Here is a 17,337-nt window from a genome sequence, read left to right as displayed (position 1 = left end):
ATGGAAAGACTCTATCGTTCCAAAGAAGAGTTTTTGCAATACCTGGATGCGATGCGCGGGTACTCGGCATTGACGATACGCAGCTACGACGATGCCCTCGACGAGATGCTCGAATACGCCGAGATCGGTTTCGGATCCGATTCTCTGACGATCAACCTGATGCCCTTGCGTGTCAGGATCGCGCCTTTAAAGCCCAAAACCATTTCCGCGAAGCTCAGTGCGGTGCGCAGTTTCGTCAAATACCTCCGGAGCCGGGGATTTAGCGTCGAAATGAGCGGAGATGAAAGCGTGCGGGTTCCCAAAACGCTTCCGAAGCCCGTAGCGCACGAACATATCCACAGCGCGATCGAAGATGCCGAACCGGCCGCAGGGCTGGCTATTTTACTGCTCTATTCGATGGGACTGCGAATATCCGAACTCTGCGGGCTGAAAATCGGCGATGTAACGCCGCAGTGGTGCAGGGTCCGGGGTAAAGGCGCGAAAGAGCGCGACATTCCGGTTCCCGCAGCGGCATGGGAAGCCCTGGAGCGTTACCGTGTCTCCTTTGCGCCCAAAGAGTATGTTTTTGAGGCCGAGGGTAGAAAATTAAGCGAAAATAGTCTAAGATATATGATTACCAAGCGATTTGCCGAGATAGGAATTAAGGTGACTCCTCATCAACTCCGTCATGCTTATGCCACGGAACTGCTAAACAACGGCGCGCGGATTGCCGATGTTAGCGAACTATTAGGCCACGCGAGTATGGCGACGACGCAGATATACACTAAACTGGGGAATGCTTTGAAAATGGATCACTACCTCAAATCGCACCCGTTATGCCAGCACCGTGAGGACAGCGAGTGATCGGCTGGCTTTACCAAAAAATTTTCATCACCATCATCCCCTACGGCGAAAAATACGAAGTCGGCGTCGCTTTTTACAAAAAGAAAAAACGCCTTTCGCGCGAGACCAGACGCTACGAAGGGGTTTTGGCCATCGAGGAAATGGCCCGCTACATCCGCAGGATTGTCGAAGAATCGCCGCTGCATTACGTCGCGCTTCTCAATCCCGACCCGAATCAGGGGGCGTTGGAAGGGTGCACGATCCACGAGATCAACGACAGCGAAGAGATGAGCGGAACAAAGACCATCTGCCGTAATCAAAAATGGATGCTCTACGCTTCGGCCCGGGAACTGGAACTACTGAAAAAGAAGTATGCGGCGATCGGGCTGGATTTCGTTTTTTCCCCTTTTTCGGTCATCGAGCGTTTTTTCGCCGATAAAACAGGCGGAAAGCTCGGACTTTTCGTACTGGCTCAAAAAGAGTCGATGAGCATCGCTTTTTTCGAAGACGGGAAGCTCGAATATGCTCACCACTATCCGCTGCATGCGGAAGAAGGCTCGATCGGAATCGACGAAGGGAGCGGCATTGGGATCGGTTTTTCGGTCGGGGTCGAAGAAGAAGAGCCCAGCCGCGGGATCAATCTCGATCAGATCGAATCCCTCGACGACCTGGAAATCATTGACGAGCTCGATGACCTGAGCGACATCGAGGACCTCGACACGCTGGAAGAGATTGCCGAATTCAGCGAAGAGGAACCGGTGTTCGAGGAAAAACTTCCTTCGCTGACGCCAAGCGGCGATGTCAAAGAAGAGGGCGAACGTTTCAGCGACGACTTCTACCGTTTTGAACTGATCGAAAAGACTCTGGCGCGTTTCTACGCCGGGGAACACTGCCGAAACCGCTTTGTCGAAACGGTCTGGATAGCCGACGGATACGGAAACGGGAACGAGCTCAAGCGTTACCTTGAGGAGGAGCTGTTTTTAAACGTCATGGTCCGTAAAATCGACCTCGGCGAAGAGGTGCTTTCACTCTCGCTGGAAGAGGTATCGCAGTGAAACACAGTTTTATCGCGCCCCGTCCCAAAAAGATCGTCAGCACCGAGTTGAAGCTCGTCTTGTTTTTCTTCGCGATCACCATTGCAATGCTCTCGGGCACCTACTCTTTCCTGGGATACAAAACGTACGATTTCGTCCGCGAACACAAAGAGGTCGCGGTCAAAGAGAAAGCGCTGGAACGTTCCATTGCGCGGATGGACGAGCGGATCCGGCTGATCGAAGCGGAAGTCAAAATGGCCGAACAGATTACAACCGACAACACCGTGATGAAAGAGAGTATCCGCAATCTTTTCGATTTGGTTCCGGATGGCATTACCCTCTCCCGGGCCGATCTGGAAGCCAGATCGCTGATCCTGTACGGGACAACGCCGAACAAAGAGACCTACCAGTACATGCTCGAAGCCCCTTTGCGCTCGATTTTTCACCGTACCTACACGAGTTTTTACCCGATTGAAAACGGATGGTACCGTTTCGTATCGACCAACCATCTAGACGATGAACAAAGCGAGGAGCTGCAATGAACCGGCAGACCGTTACCCTTTTGGTGCTATCCCTCGTATTAATGGTCGGCGTCGTCGGATTTTCGTTCGCGCTGCTTATCCCCAAAGGAAAAGAGTACCGCACGCTGCGCCTGGAAAGCAAAAAAGAGTTTCAGGAGCTCGATTTTGCGCAACAGCGCCACGACCAGATCGAAAGCAGGCTGAAAGAGCTGGAGACCCAAAACGCCCGGATGATCAAGGCGTTTAATACCCCGTTTGATCCGATGCGGTTTGAAAAACAGTACGGCAAGGAGTTCAGCGATCTGTATCTGACCGAGGTAACGTCGTTTGAAAGCAACGGCACGTTCCGGACCTACGAAGTCAACGCGACTTCCAAAATCACGTCGCCGCAGAGCTTTTACCATTTTCTTGAAAACGTCAACAAAAGCGAATGGATCATCAAGGTCAATTTCCCGATTCATTTCGAACGTGACGGCGACAAAATCCGTTCATCGTTCACGATGCGCGTTTACAACAACGAATCGAAGCAAAAAGAGAAAGAGGGTGAGAAAGAAGGAAAACCTCTTCATTAAGAAGAGGTGTAAGGCGCTTATTTGAGCGCTTTGGCTTTTTCGTGCGCGGCGCGGACGGCCTCCATGCAGCCGTTGCGCACCCCGCCTGATTCAAGGGCGCCGTAACCGGCTGCCGTGGTGCCGCCGGGGCTCATCACGCCGTCTTTGAGAATCGCGGGATGGGTTGTCTGCAACAGTCCGGCAAACCCGCTGAACAAACCTTTGACCAGGGTTGCCGCGTCATCGCGTCTGAGCCCTTCGCGTACCGCTCCGTCCGCAAGCGCTTCGGCGATGAGGGCCAGATAGGCGGGACCGCTTCCCGCCAGTGCCGTTGCAATGTCCAGCTCTTTTTCGCTTGAGAGCCACAGCGCGGAACCGATGGTACCGAAAAGGGCCAGTGCCTCGTCCCGGGTTTCGGGGTCTCCGACCAGCGATGTCATCGAGAGGGCGACTTCGGCGGCAAGATTGGGCATGGCGCGGCAATAGTTCCGTGCGCAGATCGCGCTAAGAGCGGCTAGGGGGGTGCCGGCAAGGACCGAATAGACGGTTCGTGCCGTCCCCTTGAGATACGGGGCGATTTCGGCGAGATTGGCCGGTTTGACGCACAGAATAACGGTTTTTTCCTCAATGAGGGCATCGGCGTAAAGCGTTTTTTGTACGGGACGGCCAAGCGCTTTTTCGAACTGCTCCAGCGCGTCCGAACTTCGTCCGACCACTTCAAGGGCATAGATGCCGCACAGCCCTTTGGCGAGGGCAAGGGCCATTTTCCCGTTGCCGACGAGGGTAAGCGATTTAACCATTTTCGGAACCTTTGAGGTAGGTTTTGATCGGTTCGGCAATACTGAAGTCGTTGCGGTTGTCGATGATGATTTGCGCCATGGTCTGATTGTCGGTATTGAAAATAATCGGGGCGACGAAATTGACGGTCGAATTTTCGATCGGGGACTGGATGATCATGATATTGTAGATCAGCAGGTTGCTTTCGGGATTGATCTCCATCAGTGCCTGCAAAGACGAGGGGATGTCAAAGGAGTATTCGCGTAAAACGAAGGGGTTCACGAGCGTAAACGACGGGCCTTCACCCACGCTTTCAAGGCGCATGAAAATATCGTCGATTTTTTTCAGCTCCATTTGCTTGACCGATTCGAACCCGAGTAGCGGGAGTTTTAACGCAAACTGCATGAATACCTCTTTTGAACAGAATAGACCGATTCTAACATATCAAGCTAAAAAGTTTCGACAGATTGCGGGACCGTTTAATCTCTTTTTGGTAAAATGGTTTGAAAATTGAAATAGACAGGTTTAAAATGCTGAGAAGTTCGCTGATGGCAGTAGCACTGCTGGTTTTGTTGACCGGGTGCGGCAAAGATATCGAAGAGTACAATAAGCCGGCCGAATACTGGTACGAAAAAATGGTTAATGCCGTCGGTGACGCGAACCTTGAAAAGGCGGACAGCTATTTCAGTTCGCTTCAAAGCGAGCACATCAGCTCGCCGTTTCTTTCCGAGGCGACGATGATCATGGCCCAGGCGCACATGGCGCAGGAAGAATACCTGTTGGCGGAACATTTCCTGAACGAGTACATTCGCCGTTACGCAACTCCCGAAGGGCGCGAATACGCCGAATTTTTGAAAATCAAGGCAAAATTCCTGGCCCTTCCCAACCCCGGCCGCGATCAGGGGCTGATCGACGAAACGCTCAAAGGGGTGGAAACGTTCAAAACGTCTTACCCTTCTTCGGCTTATCTTCCGCTGGTCAATACCATGGAAACCCAGCTCCAGCTTGCCCGGGGCGATCTGAACGAAAAGATCGCCCAGCTTTACGACCGCCTGGGCAAACCCAAAGGGGCGGAGTTTTACCGCGCGATCGCTCCCGTGACGTGGGTAAAATCCGAGGAGATCGTCCATGCCGACATCCCCTGGTACCGTGAAATGTTCGAAGGCGACGGCAGCAGCAGCTGGTACGACTTTCTCATACCGCAAACGCGCAGCGTCGTATCGATGGACATCAACGAGAGTAAATAAGTACGTTTAAGGACAGTTTTCCGATGCAACTCAGCAATTACAGCTCTTTTCCGACCGTCCTTCCCGTCATCGCGGAGGATGAACTTTTTTTATACCCTTTTATGATCTCCCCGCTTTTCTTGAGCGATGAAAAAAACATCGCCGCCGCGGCCGAAGCGATCGAGAGCAATTCGCTCGTCATCGTCTGCCCCGTCAAACCCGAACACGAAGGGGAACGCGAAAGCGACTCGATTTACGACGCGGGCGTCATCGGATCGATCATGCGTAAAGTCGTTCTTCCCGACGGACGGATCAAGGTCCTGTTCCAGGGACTGGCACGCGGTCATGTGATGGACCTGATCCCCGGAGACCATCTGCGGGCCCATGTCGATCTGATCCAGTCGACGAGCGTGAACGAACTGAAAATGGACGCGATTCTCGAAGTGCTCCGCGAAAAGGTGCGTGCCCTTTCGCAGGTGAGCAACTATTTCCCGCCCGATTTGCTCCGCACGATCGAGGAGAACCACGAGTACAACCGGATCGTCGATCTGATCTGCAGCTCGATCAAAATCAAAAAAGAGAACGCCTATAAGCTGTTTATCGAACGCGATCCCGAAAAGCGGTTTTTGATGCTGATCGACGAACTGATCGAAGAGACCGAAGCCAACAAACTTCAAAAAGAGATCCGTTCGAAAGTTCACACGCGTATCGAGAAAGTGAACAAAGAGTATTTTCTCAAAGAGCAGCTCAAACAGATCCAAAAAGAGCTCGGAACCGATACCCATCGGGACGAAGAGATCGAAGAATTTCGCAAAAAGCTCGAAGTCAAAAAAGATAAAATGCACGCGGACGCGTACAAAGAGATCAACAAGCAGCTGGAACGTTTTGCCCGTATGCATCCGGATAGCGCCGACGCAGGGGTGATCCAGACGTACCTCGAATGGGTTCTTGAAATCCCCTTCGGCGAGCAGGCGAAAAAAGCGCTGAACATCCGTGACGTTGAAAACCAGCTCAACAAAGACCATTTTTCGCTCAAAAAACCCAAAGAGCGTATCCTGGAGTATTTTTCGGTTAAAGAGCTTCTTGAGCTCCGCGGGCAGGGGGAGAAAGAGGGGCGCGGCGCGATTTTGTGTTTTGCCGGTCCTCCGGGAGTGGGGAAAACATCGCTGGCCAATTCAATCGCCGAGGCACTGAAGCGTCCGCTCGTGCGGATTGCCCTCGGAGGGCTCGAAGACGTCAATGAACTGCGCGGACACCGCCGAACCTACATCGGTGCGATGCCGGGACGGATCGTACAGGGGGTGATCGAAGCCAAAAAGATGAATCCCGTCATCGTCCTCGATGAGATCGACAAAGTGGCCAAGTCCCATCGCGGAGACCCGACGGCGGTGCTGTTGGAGATTCTCGACCCCGAGCAAAATACCCATTTTCGGGATTATTACCTCAATTTCAATCTCGACCTCTCCAAAGCGATTTTCATCGCGACCGCCAATGACGTCGGTCAGATTCCGGGGCCGCTGCGGGACCGGATGGAGTTTATTTCGGTCAGTTCGTATACGCCGCAGGAGAAGTTCCAGATCGCCAAACAGTATCTGATTCCGCAGGAACTGAAAAAACACGGTCTCAAACCGGCGGAACTGTCGATTTCGAAAACGGCGCTGCAAGAGGTGATCGAAAAATACACCCGGGAAGCGGGAGTGCGGAACCTTCGCCGCCGCGTGGCCGACATCGTACGCAAAGCGGCCAAAAAGATCCTGGAAGAGCCCTCCACGCAAAAGGTGAACGTCAGCCTCAAAAACATCAAGGAGTTTTTGGACAAAACGGTGTTTGAGATCGACCGTACCGACCACGTCGACCGCATCGGCGTCGTCAACGGTCTGGCCTGGACCGCGGTCGGCGGAGACGTCCTCAAAATCGAGGCCATCCGGATCAACGGCAAAGGGAACCTTCAGCTTACCGGAAGTTTGGGGGATGTGATGAAAGAATCGGCGCGAATCGCCCTTTCGGTTGTGAAGACGCTCATTGACGACGGAAAAATCGGGGTCGATCACTCGATCATTCCGCTGACCTCTGCCGAACGCGAAAGCGATACGGTGCCCGATGCGAGCGAAGTCTATAAACGTCTTGATCTCCATATCCACGTTCCCGACGGGGCAACTCCCAAAGACGGACCGAGTGCGGGGATTGCCATGAGCACCGTCATCGCGTCGATTCTGACGAACAAAAAAGTACGGGCCGATATCGCGATGACCGGAGAGGTGTCGCTGACGGGGAACGTATTGCCGATCGGCGGCTTGAAAGAAAAACTCATCGCGGCGCATCGCGCGGGGATGAAGCTCGCCCTGATCCCGCAGAAAAACTACGATCGCGACATGAGCGACATTCCCGACGAAGTGAAAGCGTCGCTCGAGATCGTCGGCGTCAGTCGGATTGAAGAGGTGCTGGAGCGCCTTTTAACCGACGCATAGTCTCCCACGCGGCGGTTTCGCCGTACAGGTAGCCGCGAAGTTTCGGCTCGATCCCAAGTGAGCGGCATTCCTCTTTGAATCCTTTGTCCAGGACTACCCCCCGACAGTAGGGTGCGATAAAGGTGTATGAATCGTCCGTACATACGACGTAACGCCTTCCGATCACGTTGACTCTCCGTTTTTTCAGATTCTCTTTTTCCCCGGTTTTCATGACGTATCCGAGCGATTTGAGGCATGCATCGATCCCCGATACCAAAGAACGGGTGTGCAGCGGGGTTGAAGCGTACAAAAGGAGTCCGCTCCTCTCGAACGTCATCGGTTCGATCAGATCGTTCGTGTCCTCTTCGAGGTAGCGGAAACTACGGCGGATTGCATCGCGGTATTCGCGCATGAGCGGAGCGCTGAAGCGGTGGCGGAAAACGTTTCGGGTATAGCGCTCATCGGCGTTGCTCTCATCAAGGCAATGGGGGATGTTGCGCTCTTGCAGATAAGACTCGATGCTTGCCCGGTCCCATTCAAGCAGGGGGCGGATGAACTGAAGCTCTCCACGCCGTTCGCGGGAACGGATGCCCAGGAGTTCGGGCAGCCCAGCTCCCCGGCACAGCTGCATCATAAGCCATTCCAGACGGTCGTTGAGCTGATGGGCGGTGAGGAGATACCGATAACCGTGTTTGTCCGCCAGATGGGTAAAAAAACGGTAACGTTCTTCGCGCGCTCGGTGTTCGAAATTGGTCCCTTCCAAAGGGCAGGAGAGAGTATAACAGTGTTTGTTATGGCGTTTGGCCAGAGCGATGGCATTTTGCTCTTCGGCATCGCTGGCGGGACGGGTATGGTAGTTGACGTGGGCGATATCGAAATCGATTCCCGAGTCGATCAGCAGGTGAAACAGGGCGGTTGAATCGACGCCGCCGCTAAAGGCAAGGAGGGATTTCCCCTCTTTGAGGAGGTCGAGGTGGAGCAGATCACGCATGACCCGTCACGGTCGCGAGCGGGTTGCGCCCCGCGATCTCCGTGATGCGTGCACGGTAGATGACGCCAAAAGCGAGTTCCCCGTCGATTTCGCGGTCGTTCACGTAAATTTCGCCGTCGACGTCCGGTGCCCAGATCAATGCGCGGGCGCTGAGAAGGTATTCGTGTTCGTCACTCTCCCCGTCGATGACGAGGAGGATTTCCTCTCCTGCGAGTTTTGCAAGACTGGCTTCTTCGACTGCGGAAGCAACCGCCCCCAGTTTTTTGGCCCGGGCGTTGATCGTTTTGGAAGGAATTTTTTCGCTCATCGCGTACGCGCCCGTCCCTTCTTCGTCCGAGTAGCTGAAAACGTTGATCCGGTCAAATCCGAAGGTCTGCGCAAATTTCGCCATCTCCTCGAACATCGCTTCGGACTCGCCGGGGTGGCCGACGATGAAGCTGGTACGGACGAAGGAACCCGGGAGCGCTTTCATCGCCTTGAGCAGTTCGAGGGTTTTTTCTTTGCCGAAGCCGCGTTTCATGATGCGCAGCATCTCATCGTTGATGTGCTGGATCGGCATATCGAAATAGTTGTGAAATACCTTGGAATCGCCGATGGTTTTGATGAGCTTCAGCGTCGTCGTGGAAGGGTAAAGATACAGAATCCGCGCACTTTTGACGCCCTCGATGAGCTCGATCCGTTTGATCAGGTGGATCAGCCCGTCGCTGATGTTCTGGTCGCGGAGGTAGGAACTCGAATCCTGCGATACGAAGCTGAAATCGTAGTATCCCTTCGCCACGAGGTTTTCCACCTCTTTGGCGATGCTCTCCAGGTCGCGGGAATGGAGTTTCCCTTTGAAGGAGGGGATGGCGCAGAAGCTGCATTGCTGGTTGCACCCCTCGCTGAGTTTCACGTAGGCATGGTAGGTCGATCCGGTGACCACCCGCTCGGCTCCGTCGATCAGATAGACTTCGGGGGTGAAGCGGCTTTGCTTCGCGGCAAGGAGCTCGTCAATTTTGTCGTAGTCCCCGACGCCGGTAAAGATGTCCACTTCGCTGAGTTCTTTGGAAAGCTCCTCTTTGTAGCGCTCGCTCAAACACCCCGCCATGACGAGAAGGGAGTCTTTCTTCCGCCCCGCGTCGAGGTTGAAGATCGTATTGAGCGATTCTTGTTTGGCGGCGTCGATGAATCCGCAGGTATTGACGATGATGACGTCGGCTTCACCGCTCTCGTCGGTCATTTCAAAATCCTTCAAACGCCCCAGCATCACTTCGGTGTCGACGAGGTTTTTGGTGCAGCCCAGAGAGACGATGTGAAGTTTTTTGGACATAAAGGACCTTTGCAATAATGAAATGTCTTATTATATCCAAGCGCAGATTTGGATACACTTTCAGAATGCGTATAGTTATGATTATTTTAGCGTTGATTCCCCTGCTGGCGATGGGGGCCGTATTGGTCGACGGGATGGGTACGGAGTGGTTCAAGCCTATCCGCAGCGGGATCGAAGCGACGTTCGGGATCGTTTTTCCTTCCCCGCAGAACCGGCTGTATTACCTCTCCGGGATGGCCGGTGCGAGTGCGCTGTGGATTCTGATCGCGGCGTTCTGGGTCAATCCGCTCCGTACTTACGTGCGGTTTGACCTGGTCGAGTTTAAAAAACTCCTCGGGGCATCGGCGATCGGGTACGCCTTGTTGCACTTTGCGCTGTTTCTCGCCGCGTACGATTTTGCGGCAGGGCGGATTGCCGGGCTGTTCGGAACGCAGATGGCGCTGAGTGCGGGGTTGGCCGCGTTGCTCGTGATCGCGGTGGTTCCCCATGTGCGGGCATGGTACAAACTGCTTTACATCGGCGTCGTACTGGTGATCGTTCATCTGCTGCTGGTAGAGCGTGAATTGACGACGCCCCATATCGCGGCCGTAACACTGCTCAGTCTGGGACTGGCGCTTCGGCTGATCAAGCGCTGATGCGGCATTACGACGTCATTGTTCTCGGCGCCGGAGCGGGGGGGCTGATGTGCGCGGCATGGTTGCGCGAGCATACCGCTCTTTCGGTGGCGGTCGTCGAGGGAAACGGCCGTCCGGCACTCAAGCTCAAAGCCAGCGGCGGCGGCAAGTGCAATCTCACCAACGTCGATGTCGACGAAACCCATTATCTGGGGGAGGAGGAGTTGGTGCGTCATGTCCTCGAAGCCTTCCCCCAAACAGCGCTTCTGGAGTATTTCCGCAGCGGGGGGCTCCGTCCCGTGATTCGAAAAGAGCGGTATTATTTTTGTCCGAAGAGTTCCGATGAAGTGATCTCGATCCTCTTGGGAAGAGGACGCGGATCCGATCTGCTCACCTCCCGCAAGATTCTCGAAGTGACCGGAGAGGGGCCTTTTTGCGTTGTGACCGACAAAGGAAAACTGAGCGGCACGGTAGTGGTGGTCTCAACCGGAGGGGCGAGCTACAAAGAGATCGGCGCCAGCGACATCGGCCTCAAAATCGCCCGGAGCTACGGTCTGGAAACGGTAGGATTCGCTCCGGCTTTGGTGGGGCTGACGCTGCAGCCCAAAGAGTTCTGGATGAAGGAACTCAGCGGGATCAGTTTCCCGGCCCGGATACGGGTTGCGGGCAAAACGCTTGACGAAGACCTTCTTTTCGCGCACAAAGGGATCAGCGGTCCGGTCGTCCTCTCCGCTTCGCTTTACTGGCATCGCGGCGATATCGAGATCGATTTTCTCCCCGATTTCGACCTTGAGCGGGTTCGGAAGGAGAAAAAGCTCCTCAGCACGGCCCTGCCGCTTCCGAAACGGTTCATGAAAAGTTTTCTGGGCGCGGTGGGCCTCGAAGACAGGCCCTGCAACGCTCTTCGACCCGACGAATGGGACAAACTGTTGCGCATCCGGTCGTATGCGATGGCCCCATCGGGGACATTCGGGCTGTCGAAAGCCGAAGCGTGCCGAGGCGGTGTGGCATGCAGCGAGCTGAACCCAAAAACGATGGAGAGCCATAAGGTCAAAGGGCTCTATTTCATCGGCGAAACGGTCGACGTGACCGGAGAGCTTGGGGGGTACAATTTCCAATGGGCGTTCAGCAGCGCCGTCGTCGCGGCTAAGGCGATCGGCTCAATGGGATTTAAACCAAAGTCGGTACAATAGCAGACTATTCTGAGCAAAGGATTGGATACCGTGATACTGCTAGCCGGACCCTGCGTCATCGAGAGCGAGGAGTCGATTTTTAAAATCGCCCGATCGCTCGAACGCTACCATAACGACGACCGTTTCGATTTTTATTTCAAATCGAGTTTCGACAAAGCCAACCGCACCTCTTTGGAGAGCTACCGCGGACCGGGCCTCGAAGAGGGGCTTCGGATTCTCCAGAAGGTCAAGGACGATTTCGGGTACAAAATCGTTACCGACGTGCACGAGAGCTACCAGGTACCCGTATGTGCCGAAGTGGTCGATATGATCCAGATTCCCGCTTTTTTGTGCCGGCAGACCGACCTTCTGGTGGCTGCGGGAAAAACCGACAAGATCGTCAACATCAAAAAAGGGCAGTTCATGACCCCCGGCGACATGCAGTTTTCGGTCAAAAAAGTGCTCAAAACGCGCGGGTGCGACGAAGTGAGCTATGAAGCCGCCCGAAAACACGGCGTTTTGCTGTGCGAAAGGGGTTCATCGTTCGGATACGGCAATCTCGTCGTCGATATGCGCTCACTGGTCATTATGCGTCAGTTCGCCCCCGTCGTTTTCGACGCCACCCATTCGGTCCAGATGCCCGGGACGGGTACCGGTAAAACGGGCGGAGACAGCTCGATGGTTCCCCATCTTGCGCGTGCCGCAGCCGCCGTCGGCGTCGACGGATTCTTTTTCGAGACCCACTTCGACCCCGTCTGTGCTTTGAGTGACGGCCCGAATATGCTAAAATTAGAACAGCTTGAAGCGCTTACCGAGACGCTTTTAAAACTTGATGCAGTAAAAGGACAGTAAAAATGAATTTGATTGAAGGCAAATTGAGAGTTATTCCCGGCAAAAAAATCGCGATCGTCAGCACCCGCTGGAACCATTTTGTCGTTGACCGTCTGGTCGAAGGAGCCAAAGATGCGTTTGCACGTCACGGCGGAAACGACGAGGATCTGACCCATGTCCTCGCTCCCGGAGCGTTCGAATTGCCGATGGTCATCGAACAGCTGCTCTCCAGCGGAAAATACGATGCCGTGTGCGCGCTCGGCGCGGTGATCCGTGGATCGACTCCCCATTTCGACTACGTTTCGGCCGAATCGACCAAAGGGATTGCGACCGTTAGCCTCAAACACAAAAAACCGGTCTCTTTCGGTTTGCTCACGACCGATACCATCGAACAGGCGATCGAACGCGCCGGTACCAAAGCCGGTAACAAAGGCTTCGAAGCGATGACCGTCGTTATCGAAATGCTGGATCTTTACAAAGCGATCGGCGAATAATGGCGACGCGACATCAAGCCCGCATGGCGGTAGTCAGCCTGCTTTACGCCTACGATCTGGGGAACCAGAGCATTGCCGATTTCAGTGACGAGATTCTCGAAGAGAAAAAAATCCGGAACAAACAGCGCGATTTTGCGCTCGACCTGTTCAAAGGGGTCACTGAGCATCTGGGCGAAGTGGACGAAGCAATCGTCAAGCATCTGACCAAAGACTGGGATTTTGAACGTCTGGGTTCCATCGAGCGGGCGACGCTTCGGTTGGGCGCCTATGAGATCATGTTCGGAGAACTCGATTCGGCCGTCGTTATCAACGAAGCGATCGAGATCACCAAAGCGTTCGGCACCGAACAGTCCCCCAAATTCATCAACGGCGTCCTCGACGCGATCGCCAAAGACAAGTAATCCCGATGCGTCTTTCCAAAGAACAGGCCCTCGAACTGATTCGCCACGGCGATCTCAAAGAGCTCGGGAAAATGGCGACGGCACGCAAACGTGAGCTTCATCCGGACGGTATCACGACGTTTGTCGTCGATCGTAATATCAACTACACCAACGTTTGCTGGGTCGACTGCAAGTTCTGCGCGTTTTACCGCCACGGCAAAGACGAAGACGCCTACGTCCTCAGTTTCGAGGAGATTGACCAAAAGATCGAGGAACTACTCGAAATCGGCGGGACGCAGATTCTGTTTCAAGGCGGGGTCCATCCGAAGCTGAAAATCGAGTGGTACGAAGAGCTGGTCGAACACATCCATACCAAATATCCGCAGATCACGATTCACGGTTTTTCGGCGATCGAGCTCGATTTCATCGCTAAGGTATCGCATATCTCGATTCAGGAATGTCTCTCCCGTCTCAAAGCCAAAGGGCTCGCGTCGATTCCCGGCGCGGGGGCGGAGATCCTGAGCGACAGGGTTCGCGACATAATCGCCCCGAAAAAAATCGACAGCGAGGTGTGGCTCGGCGTTCACCGCGAAGCGCACAAACTCGGGATCAAGTCAACCGCGACGATGATGTACGGTACGGTAGAGACGGACGAAGAGATCATCGAACATTGGGATATGATCCGCCGGTTGCAGGATGAAACGGGCGGTTTCCGCGCCTTTATCATGTGGTCGTTCCAGGGGCAAAACACCCAGCTCATGGAAGAACACCCCGAAATCGAAAAACAATCCTCCAACCGCTACCTGCGCCTTTTGGCAGTGTCGCGGCTGTTTCTGGACAATTTTCCGAACATTCAAAGCTCTTGGGTGACGCAGGGGCCTTACATCGGGCAGATGGCGCTGTTGTTCGGCGCCAACGACCTGGGATCGACGATGATGGAAGAAAACGTCGTCCGCAGCGCGGGTGCGGGGTTCCGGATGGCCAAGGATGAAATGGTCCGCCTGATCCGCGATGTCGGAGAAACCCCGGCGATCCGCAATACGGCGTACGAAATACTTGAAACATTCGAATGAACAGATTTTGCGTCGCGATTTTATTTTTTGGACAGATACTGATGGCAAGCACACTGGATTTTATAGAGGTTAAGGGGACAAAAATCCCGTTCATCTACGAAGAGGACAAACGTCTGCCGATCGTATCGATGCAACTGGTGTTCACTCACAGCGGGAGCGTCGACGAAGGGAAAAAAGCCGGGCTGGCCCGCCTCAGCGCCAAGATGCTCAACGAGGGGAGCCTCAAACGCGGTTCGGTCGGATTTGCGGACGCACTGGATGCCCGTGCCATCGGACTGAGTGCGACGGCAGGCAACGAAACGTTCGTGATCGAGCTTGGGAGCCTGAAAGAAGAGCTTGATACGGGGCTCTCATTACTGGCCGAACAGCTTGCCGAACCCAACTTTACCCCCAAAGCGCTCGAGAAAGTCAAGACGATGACCCTGAGCGAGATTGCCCGAAAAGAGGCCGATTTCGACAACGTCGCTTCGAACGAACTCAAAGCGGTGCTGTTTGAAGGGACCCCGATGGCGCTTCCCAACATCGGTACCAAAGAGAGTATCGACGCGGTCACCCTCGAAGACGTCAAGGGATTCGTTGCAGATCATCTTGTCCTCTCCAACGCTCTGATCGTTTTTGGAGGGGATGTCGGAATGGACGACGCCAAAGCCAAAGTGGTCAAGCTGCTGGGTGGACTCGAAAAAGGGAAAGGGGGGAAAGTACGCTATTATCCCCCCCGAAACGAACCCAAAGAATCGATCCTCAAACGCCCCCAGACCGAACAGGCCTACGTCTATTTCGGTTCCCCTTTCGCGATGCGCGAAGGAGACGAGGAATTTTACAAAGCCCGCGTCGCGATGTTTATCCTGGGGAGCAGCGGATTCGGAAGCCGGCTGATGGAAGAGGTACGGGTGAAGCGGGGGTTGGCGTATTCGGCGTATTCACGCCTCTCGGTGGCCAAAACCCACACTTATTTCAGCGGTTATCTTCAGACGAAGATCGAATCGCAGTCCGAAGCGATCCAGACGGTTGAAACCCTTATTGATACATTCGTGCGCGAAGGGGTAACCCAAAACGAACTCGATCAGGCACGGAAATTTCTTCTGGGTTCCGAACCGCTTCGGGTCGAGACCCTTTCGCAGCGACTGGGACGTACGTTCAGCGAATACTATGCGGGAAAACCCCTCGGGTCAAGCGTTGAGGAACTTGAGCGGATCCGCTCACTGAGTCTCGAAGACCTCAATGATTTCATCAAACGCCATAGCGAGATCAAGCATCTAAGTTATGCCATTGTCACCCAATAGCGAGGACGCCGATAAATTCCGTCGGCTCGGTGTCGGCAACATCACCGAGCTGGCATTGCTCATCCCCTCGTCGTTCGAAGACCGGCGAATCAGTTCCGAACTCCTCCACAATGCCCCCTGCGTGATCGATGCGACCGTCGAGCGCGTTATCCGGACCCCCAAGACCCTCCGCATCGTTTTTTTCGCCCATAATCTGGATGAAGTGATCGAGGGGGTCGTTTTTCATCCCAAACCGTACATGATCCACGCCTTCGTACAGGGAAACCGTGGATTTTACGGCGGAAAGGCATCGTGGGAGAAGGGAAAATGGGAACTCATCCACCCCCTCAAGCTCTCCCAGACGGGAGCCATCGTCCCGGTGTACAAAACACCGCTGCGTGCGGACGTGATGCGCCGCCTCGCGGCACGTTATCTCAGTGTCGAAAACCTGCTCGACGACGGCCTTCCCAGAGACGTTGCCGAAACCCTTTATCGGCTCCATTTCCCCGACGTACCCCTTCCGCTTTCGGAAAAAGAACTACAGGCGCTGAAGTTTGCGGAACTCTATAATTACCTGCGGCGGCTGCGCAAAAAGCGGCGTTACCATCCGACCCGTTATCGCGGGGAGGGTGACGCGGCCGGGTGGATGAAGACCCTTCCGTTTGAACTGACCGACGATCAGAAAGGGGCGATCGAGGCGATTCGCCGCGATCTGAAAGGAGAAAATGCGGCGCGGCGGATGGTTGTCGGCGACGTCGGATCGGGGAAAACGATGGTGATCCTCGCCTCGGCGGTTCTGATGCGTCCTTATCGCTCCATTCTGATGGCTCCTACGACGATCCTTGCCGCACAGCTTTACGAAGAGGCGTGCAAATTTCTACCCGATCTTAAGATTGCGCTGGTGACCAATAAAACCGGGAAAATGTCGCTGGAGGGGTATGATTTCATCATCGGAACGCACGCACTGCTGTACCGGGAGCTCCCCGAAGCGGGGCTTGTGATGGTGGACGAGCAACACCGTTTCGGTACCGCGCAGCGTCACGCCCTCTCCCGCTTGAGTGACAACGATGCGCCCCCCCATTATCTGCAGTTTTCGGCTACGCCGATCCCGAGGACACAGGCCATGATCGAGTCGGCCCACATCGACGTGAGCCTCATCCGCCAGACTCCGTTTACCAAAAATATCGCAACGCGTGTCATCGGGAAAAGCGGATTTACGGCATTGCTGGAGCATATCCGATCCGAGATCGCGCAGGAACGTCAGGTATTGATTATTTATCCGCTGGTGGAACAAAGCGAGGCGATCAATTACCAGAGCATCGAGGAAGCACGGGGGTATTGGGAGAAAAATTTCGAAAACGTTTACGTGACCCACGGCCGGGATAAAGAAAAAGAGGCGGTACTGCTCGAATTTCGGGAAAAAGGATCGATTCTCCTTGCGACGACCGTGGTCGAAGTGGGCATTTCGCTTCCCCGCCTCTCTACGGTTGTCATCGTGGGGGCGGAGAGGTTGGGACTTTCGACGCTGCACCAGCTCCGGGGGCGTGTCAGCCGGACGGGATTGGCGGGGTATTGCTATCTCTACACCAACACTTCGGGGAAAAACGAACGGCTCGAAGCGTTTTCGGGGTGCCTGAGCGGGTTCGAGATCGCCGCGCTCGATTTGAGGTACCGCCAAAGCGGCGATTTACTTGACGGGAACGTTCAAAGCGGCAGGGCGTTCAAATGGGTCGATATGGGAAGCGATGAGGAGATCGTTAAAGAAGTCGTGGCATATCTGAAACACAAGGATTGAAAAACGGTTCGCACGGCAAAGGCGTGCGAACGGGGATA

General features: G+C 54.6%; 18 protein-coding genes. 14 read left to right on the top strand and 4 right to left on the bottom strand.

Annotation, left to right across the window (positions count from 1 at the left end):
• From AB1763_00135 to AB1763_00120, 4 genes are read left to right on the top strand one after another with little or no spacing between them, the layout of a single operon-like run.
• A complete protein-coding gene (locus AB1763_00135; protein MEW5831234.1) occupies positions 1 to 843 on the top strand; it encodes a tyrosine-type recombinase/integrase in 843 nt (280 codons plus the stop codon).
• Positions 840 to 1,877 (top strand): hypothetical protein, encoded by a 1,038-nt coding sequence (locus AB1763_00130; protein MEW5831233.1) that lies wholly within the window; start codon positions 840 to 842, stop codon positions 1,875 to 1,877. The genes AB1763_00135 and AB1763_00130 overlap by 4 nt, the downstream gene beginning before the upstream one ends.
• Positions 1,874 to 2,398 (top strand): hypothetical protein, encoded by a 525-nt coding sequence (locus AB1763_00125; protein MEW5831232.1) that lies wholly within the window; start codon positions 1,874 to 1,876, stop codon positions 2,396 to 2,398. The genes AB1763_00130 and AB1763_00125 overlap by 4 nt, the downstream gene beginning before the upstream one ends.
• The gene (locus AB1763_00120) at positions 2,395 to 2,949 is read left to right on the top strand and encodes a hypothetical protein (GenBank protein ID MEW5831231.1); all 555 of its coding nucleotides are present in this window, start codon (positions 2,395 to 2,397) and stop codon (positions 2,947 to 2,949) included. The genes AB1763_00125 and AB1763_00120 overlap by 4 nt, the downstream gene beginning before the upstream one ends.
• A 17-nt stretch (positions 2,950 to 2,966) precedes the next feature.
• Here the strand turns inward: AB1763_00120 and AB1763_00115 are convergent, their stop codons facing one another.
• On the bottom strand, positions 2,967 to 3,728 hold the full coding sequence (locus AB1763_00115) for a pyrroline-5-carboxylate reductase (GenBank protein MEW5831230.1): 762 nt from the start codon (positions 3,726 to 3,728) through the stop codon (positions 2,967 to 2,969).
• The gene (gene fliW, locus AB1763_00110; protein MEW5831229.1) at positions 3,721 to 4,110 is read right to left on the bottom strand and encodes a flagellar assembly protein FliW; all 390 of its coding nucleotides are present in this window, start codon (positions 4,108 to 4,110) and stop codon (positions 3,721 to 3,723) included. The genes AB1763_00115 and fliW overlap by 8 nt, the downstream gene beginning before the upstream one ends.
• A 143-nt stretch (positions 4,111 to 4,253) precedes the next feature.
• Here fliW and bamD point away from each other — a divergent pair, with 143 nt between their 5' ends.
• Positions 4,254 to 4,952, top strand: a complete 699-nt coding sequence (bamD, locus tag AB1763_00105; protein MEW5831228.1) for an outer membrane protein assembly factor BamD — start codon at positions 4,254 to 4,256, stop codon at positions 4,950 to 4,952.
• Between the two features lie 23 nt (positions 4,953 to 4,975).
• Complete coding sequence (gene lon / locus AB1763_00100) at positions 4,976 to 7,399, top strand: endopeptidase La (protein MEW5831227.1); 2,424 nt, start codon at positions 4,976 to 4,978, stop codon at positions 7,397 to 7,399.
• Here lon and tilS read toward each other — a convergent pair.
• Positions 7,353 to 8,369 carry a tRNA lysidine(34) synthetase TilS gene (gene tilS, locus AB1763_00095; GenBank protein ID MEW5831226.1) on the bottom strand — a complete coding sequence of 339 codons (1,017 nt, stop codon included), beginning with the start codon at positions 8,367 to 8,369 and terminating at the stop codon, positions 7,353 to 7,355. The genes lon and tilS overlap by 47 nt on opposite strands.
• Positions 8,362 to 9,678 (bottom strand): 30S ribosomal protein S12 methylthiotransferase RimO, encoded by a 1,317-nt coding sequence (gene rimO / locus AB1763_00090; GenBank protein ID MEW5831225.1) that lies wholly within the window; start codon positions 9,676 to 9,678, stop codon positions 8,362 to 8,364. The genes tilS and rimO overlap by 8 nt, the downstream gene beginning before the upstream one ends.
• A 65-nt stretch (positions 9,679 to 9,743) precedes the next feature.
• Here rimO and AB1763_00085 point away from each other — a divergent pair, with 65 nt between their 5' ends.
• From AB1763_00085 to recG, 8 genes are read left to right on the top strand one after another with little or no spacing between them, the layout of a single operon-like run.
• Positions 9,744 to 10,313 (top strand): hypothetical protein, encoded by a 570-nt coding sequence (locus AB1763_00085; GenBank protein ID MEW5831224.1) that lies wholly within the window; start codon positions 9,744 to 9,746, stop codon positions 10,311 to 10,313.
• Positions 10,313 to 11,485: an aminoacetone oxidase family FAD-binding enzyme gene (locus tag AB1763_00080; GenBank protein ID MEW5831223.1), complete on the top strand. Its 1,173-nt coding sequence runs from the start codon at positions 10,313 to 10,315 to the stop codon at positions 11,483 to 11,485. Before AB1763_00085 ends, AB1763_00080 begins: the two co-directional genes overlap by 1 nt.
• Positions 11,486 to 11,494: 9 nt before the next feature.
• Positions 11,495 to 12,316 carry a 3-deoxy-8-phosphooctulonate synthase gene (kdsA, locus tag AB1763_00075; protein MEW5831222.1) on the top strand — a complete coding sequence of 274 codons (822 nt, stop codon included), beginning with the start codon at positions 11,495 to 11,497 and terminating at the stop codon, positions 12,314 to 12,316.
• Between the two features lie 2 nt (positions 12,317 to 12,318).
• Complete coding sequence (gene ribE / locus AB1763_00070) at positions 12,319 to 12,789, top strand: 6,7-dimethyl-8-ribityllumazine synthase (GenBank protein MEW5831221.1); 471 nt, start codon at positions 12,319 to 12,321, stop codon at positions 12,787 to 12,789.
• Complete coding sequence (nusB, locus tag AB1763_00065; protein ID MEW5831220.1) at positions 12,789 to 13,190, top strand: transcription antitermination factor NusB; 402 nt, start codon at positions 12,789 to 12,791, stop codon at positions 13,188 to 13,190. The genes ribE and nusB overlap by 1 nt, the downstream gene beginning before the upstream one ends.
• A gap of 5 nt (positions 13,191 to 13,195) precedes the next feature.
• The gene (locus tag AB1763_00060) at positions 13,196 to 14,242 is read left to right on the top strand and encodes a dehypoxanthine futalosine cyclase (protein MEW5831219.1); all 1,047 of its coding nucleotides are present in this window, start codon (positions 13,196 to 13,198) and stop codon (positions 14,240 to 14,242) included.
• Between the two features lie 41 nt (positions 14,243 to 14,283).
• Positions 14,284 to 15,525, top strand: coding sequence for a pitrilysin family protein (locus AB1763_00055; GenBank protein MEW5831218.1), 1,242 nt, complete (start codon positions 14,284 to 14,286; stop codon positions 15,523 to 15,525).
• The gene (gene recG / locus AB1763_00050) at positions 15,506 to 17,299 is read left to right on the top strand and encodes an ATP-dependent DNA helicase RecG (protein MEW5831217.1); all 1,794 of its coding nucleotides are present in this window, start codon (positions 15,506 to 15,508) and stop codon (positions 17,297 to 17,299) included. The genes AB1763_00055 and recG overlap by 20 nt, the downstream gene beginning before the upstream one ends.
• Positions 17,300 to 17,337 lie beyond the last annotated feature (38 nt).

It is taken from the genome of Campylobacterota bacterium (assembly GCA_040752835.1).
GTDB lineage: Bacteria > Campylobacterota > Campylobacteria > Campylobacterales > Sulfurimonadaceae > Sulfuricurvum.
Note: the sequence above shows the minus strand (reverse complement) of the source record. Positions and strands in the feature narration are given on the sequence as shown.

Excerpts from the sequence above, each read along its gene's own strand:
- bamD (MEW5831228.1), top strand. The coding sequence starts at position 4,254 with ATGGCAGTAGCACTGCTGGTTTTGTTGACCGGGTGCGGCAAAGATATC.
- AB1763_00115 (MEW5831230.1), bottom strand. The coding sequence starts at position 3,728 with ATGGTTAAATCGCTTACCCTCGTCGGCAACGGGAAAATGGCCCTTGCC.
- AB1763_00080 (MEW5831223.1), top strand. The coding sequence starts at position 10,313 with ATGCGGCATTACGACGTCATTGTTCTCGGCGCCGGAGCGGGGGGGCTG.
- AB1763_00085 (MEW5831224.1), top strand. The coding sequence starts at position 9,744 with ATGCGTATAGTTATGATTATTTTAGCGTTGATTCCCCTGCTGGCGATG.
- nusB (MEW5831220.1), top strand. The coding sequence starts at position 12,789 with ATGGCGACGCGACATCAAGCCCGCATGGCGGTAGTCAGCCTGCTTTAC.
- fliW (MEW5831229.1), bottom strand. The coding sequence starts at position 4,110 with ATGCAGTTTGCGTTAAAACTCCCGCTACTCGGGTTCGAATCGGTCAAG.
- AB1763_00135 (MEW5831234.1), top strand. The coding sequence starts at position 1 with ATGGAAAGACTCTATCGTTCCAAAGAAGAGTTTTTGCAATACCTGGAT.
- ribE (MEW5831221.1), top strand. The coding sequence starts at position 12,319 with ATGAATTTGATTGAAGGCAAATTGAGAGTTATTCCCGGCAAAAAAATC.
- AB1763_00060 (MEW5831219.1), top strand. The coding sequence starts at position 13,196 with ATGCGTCTTTCCAAAGAACAGGCCCTCGAACTGATTCGCCACGGCGAT.
- lon (MEW5831227.1), top strand. The coding sequence starts at position 4,976 with ATGCAACTCAGCAATTACAGCTCTTTTCCGACCGTCCTTCCCGTCATC.
- tilS (MEW5831226.1), bottom strand. The coding sequence starts at position 8,369 with ATGCGTGATCTGCTCCACCTCGACCTCCTCAAAGAGGGGAAATCCCTC.
- AB1763_00055 (MEW5831218.1), top strand. The coding sequence starts at position 14,284 with ATGGCAAGCACACTGGATTTTATAGAGGTTAAGGGGACAAAAATCCCG.
- rimO (MEW5831225.1), bottom strand. The coding sequence starts at position 9,678 with ATGTCCAAAAAACTTCACATCGTCTCTCTGGGCTGCACCAAAAACCTC.
- AB1763_00120 (MEW5831231.1), top strand. The coding sequence starts at position 2,395 with ATGAACCGGCAGACCGTTACCCTTTTGGTGCTATCCCTCGTATTAATG.
- recG (MEW5831217.1), top strand. The coding sequence starts at position 15,506 with ATGCCATTGTCACCCAATAGCGAGGACGCCGATAAATTCCGTCGGCTC.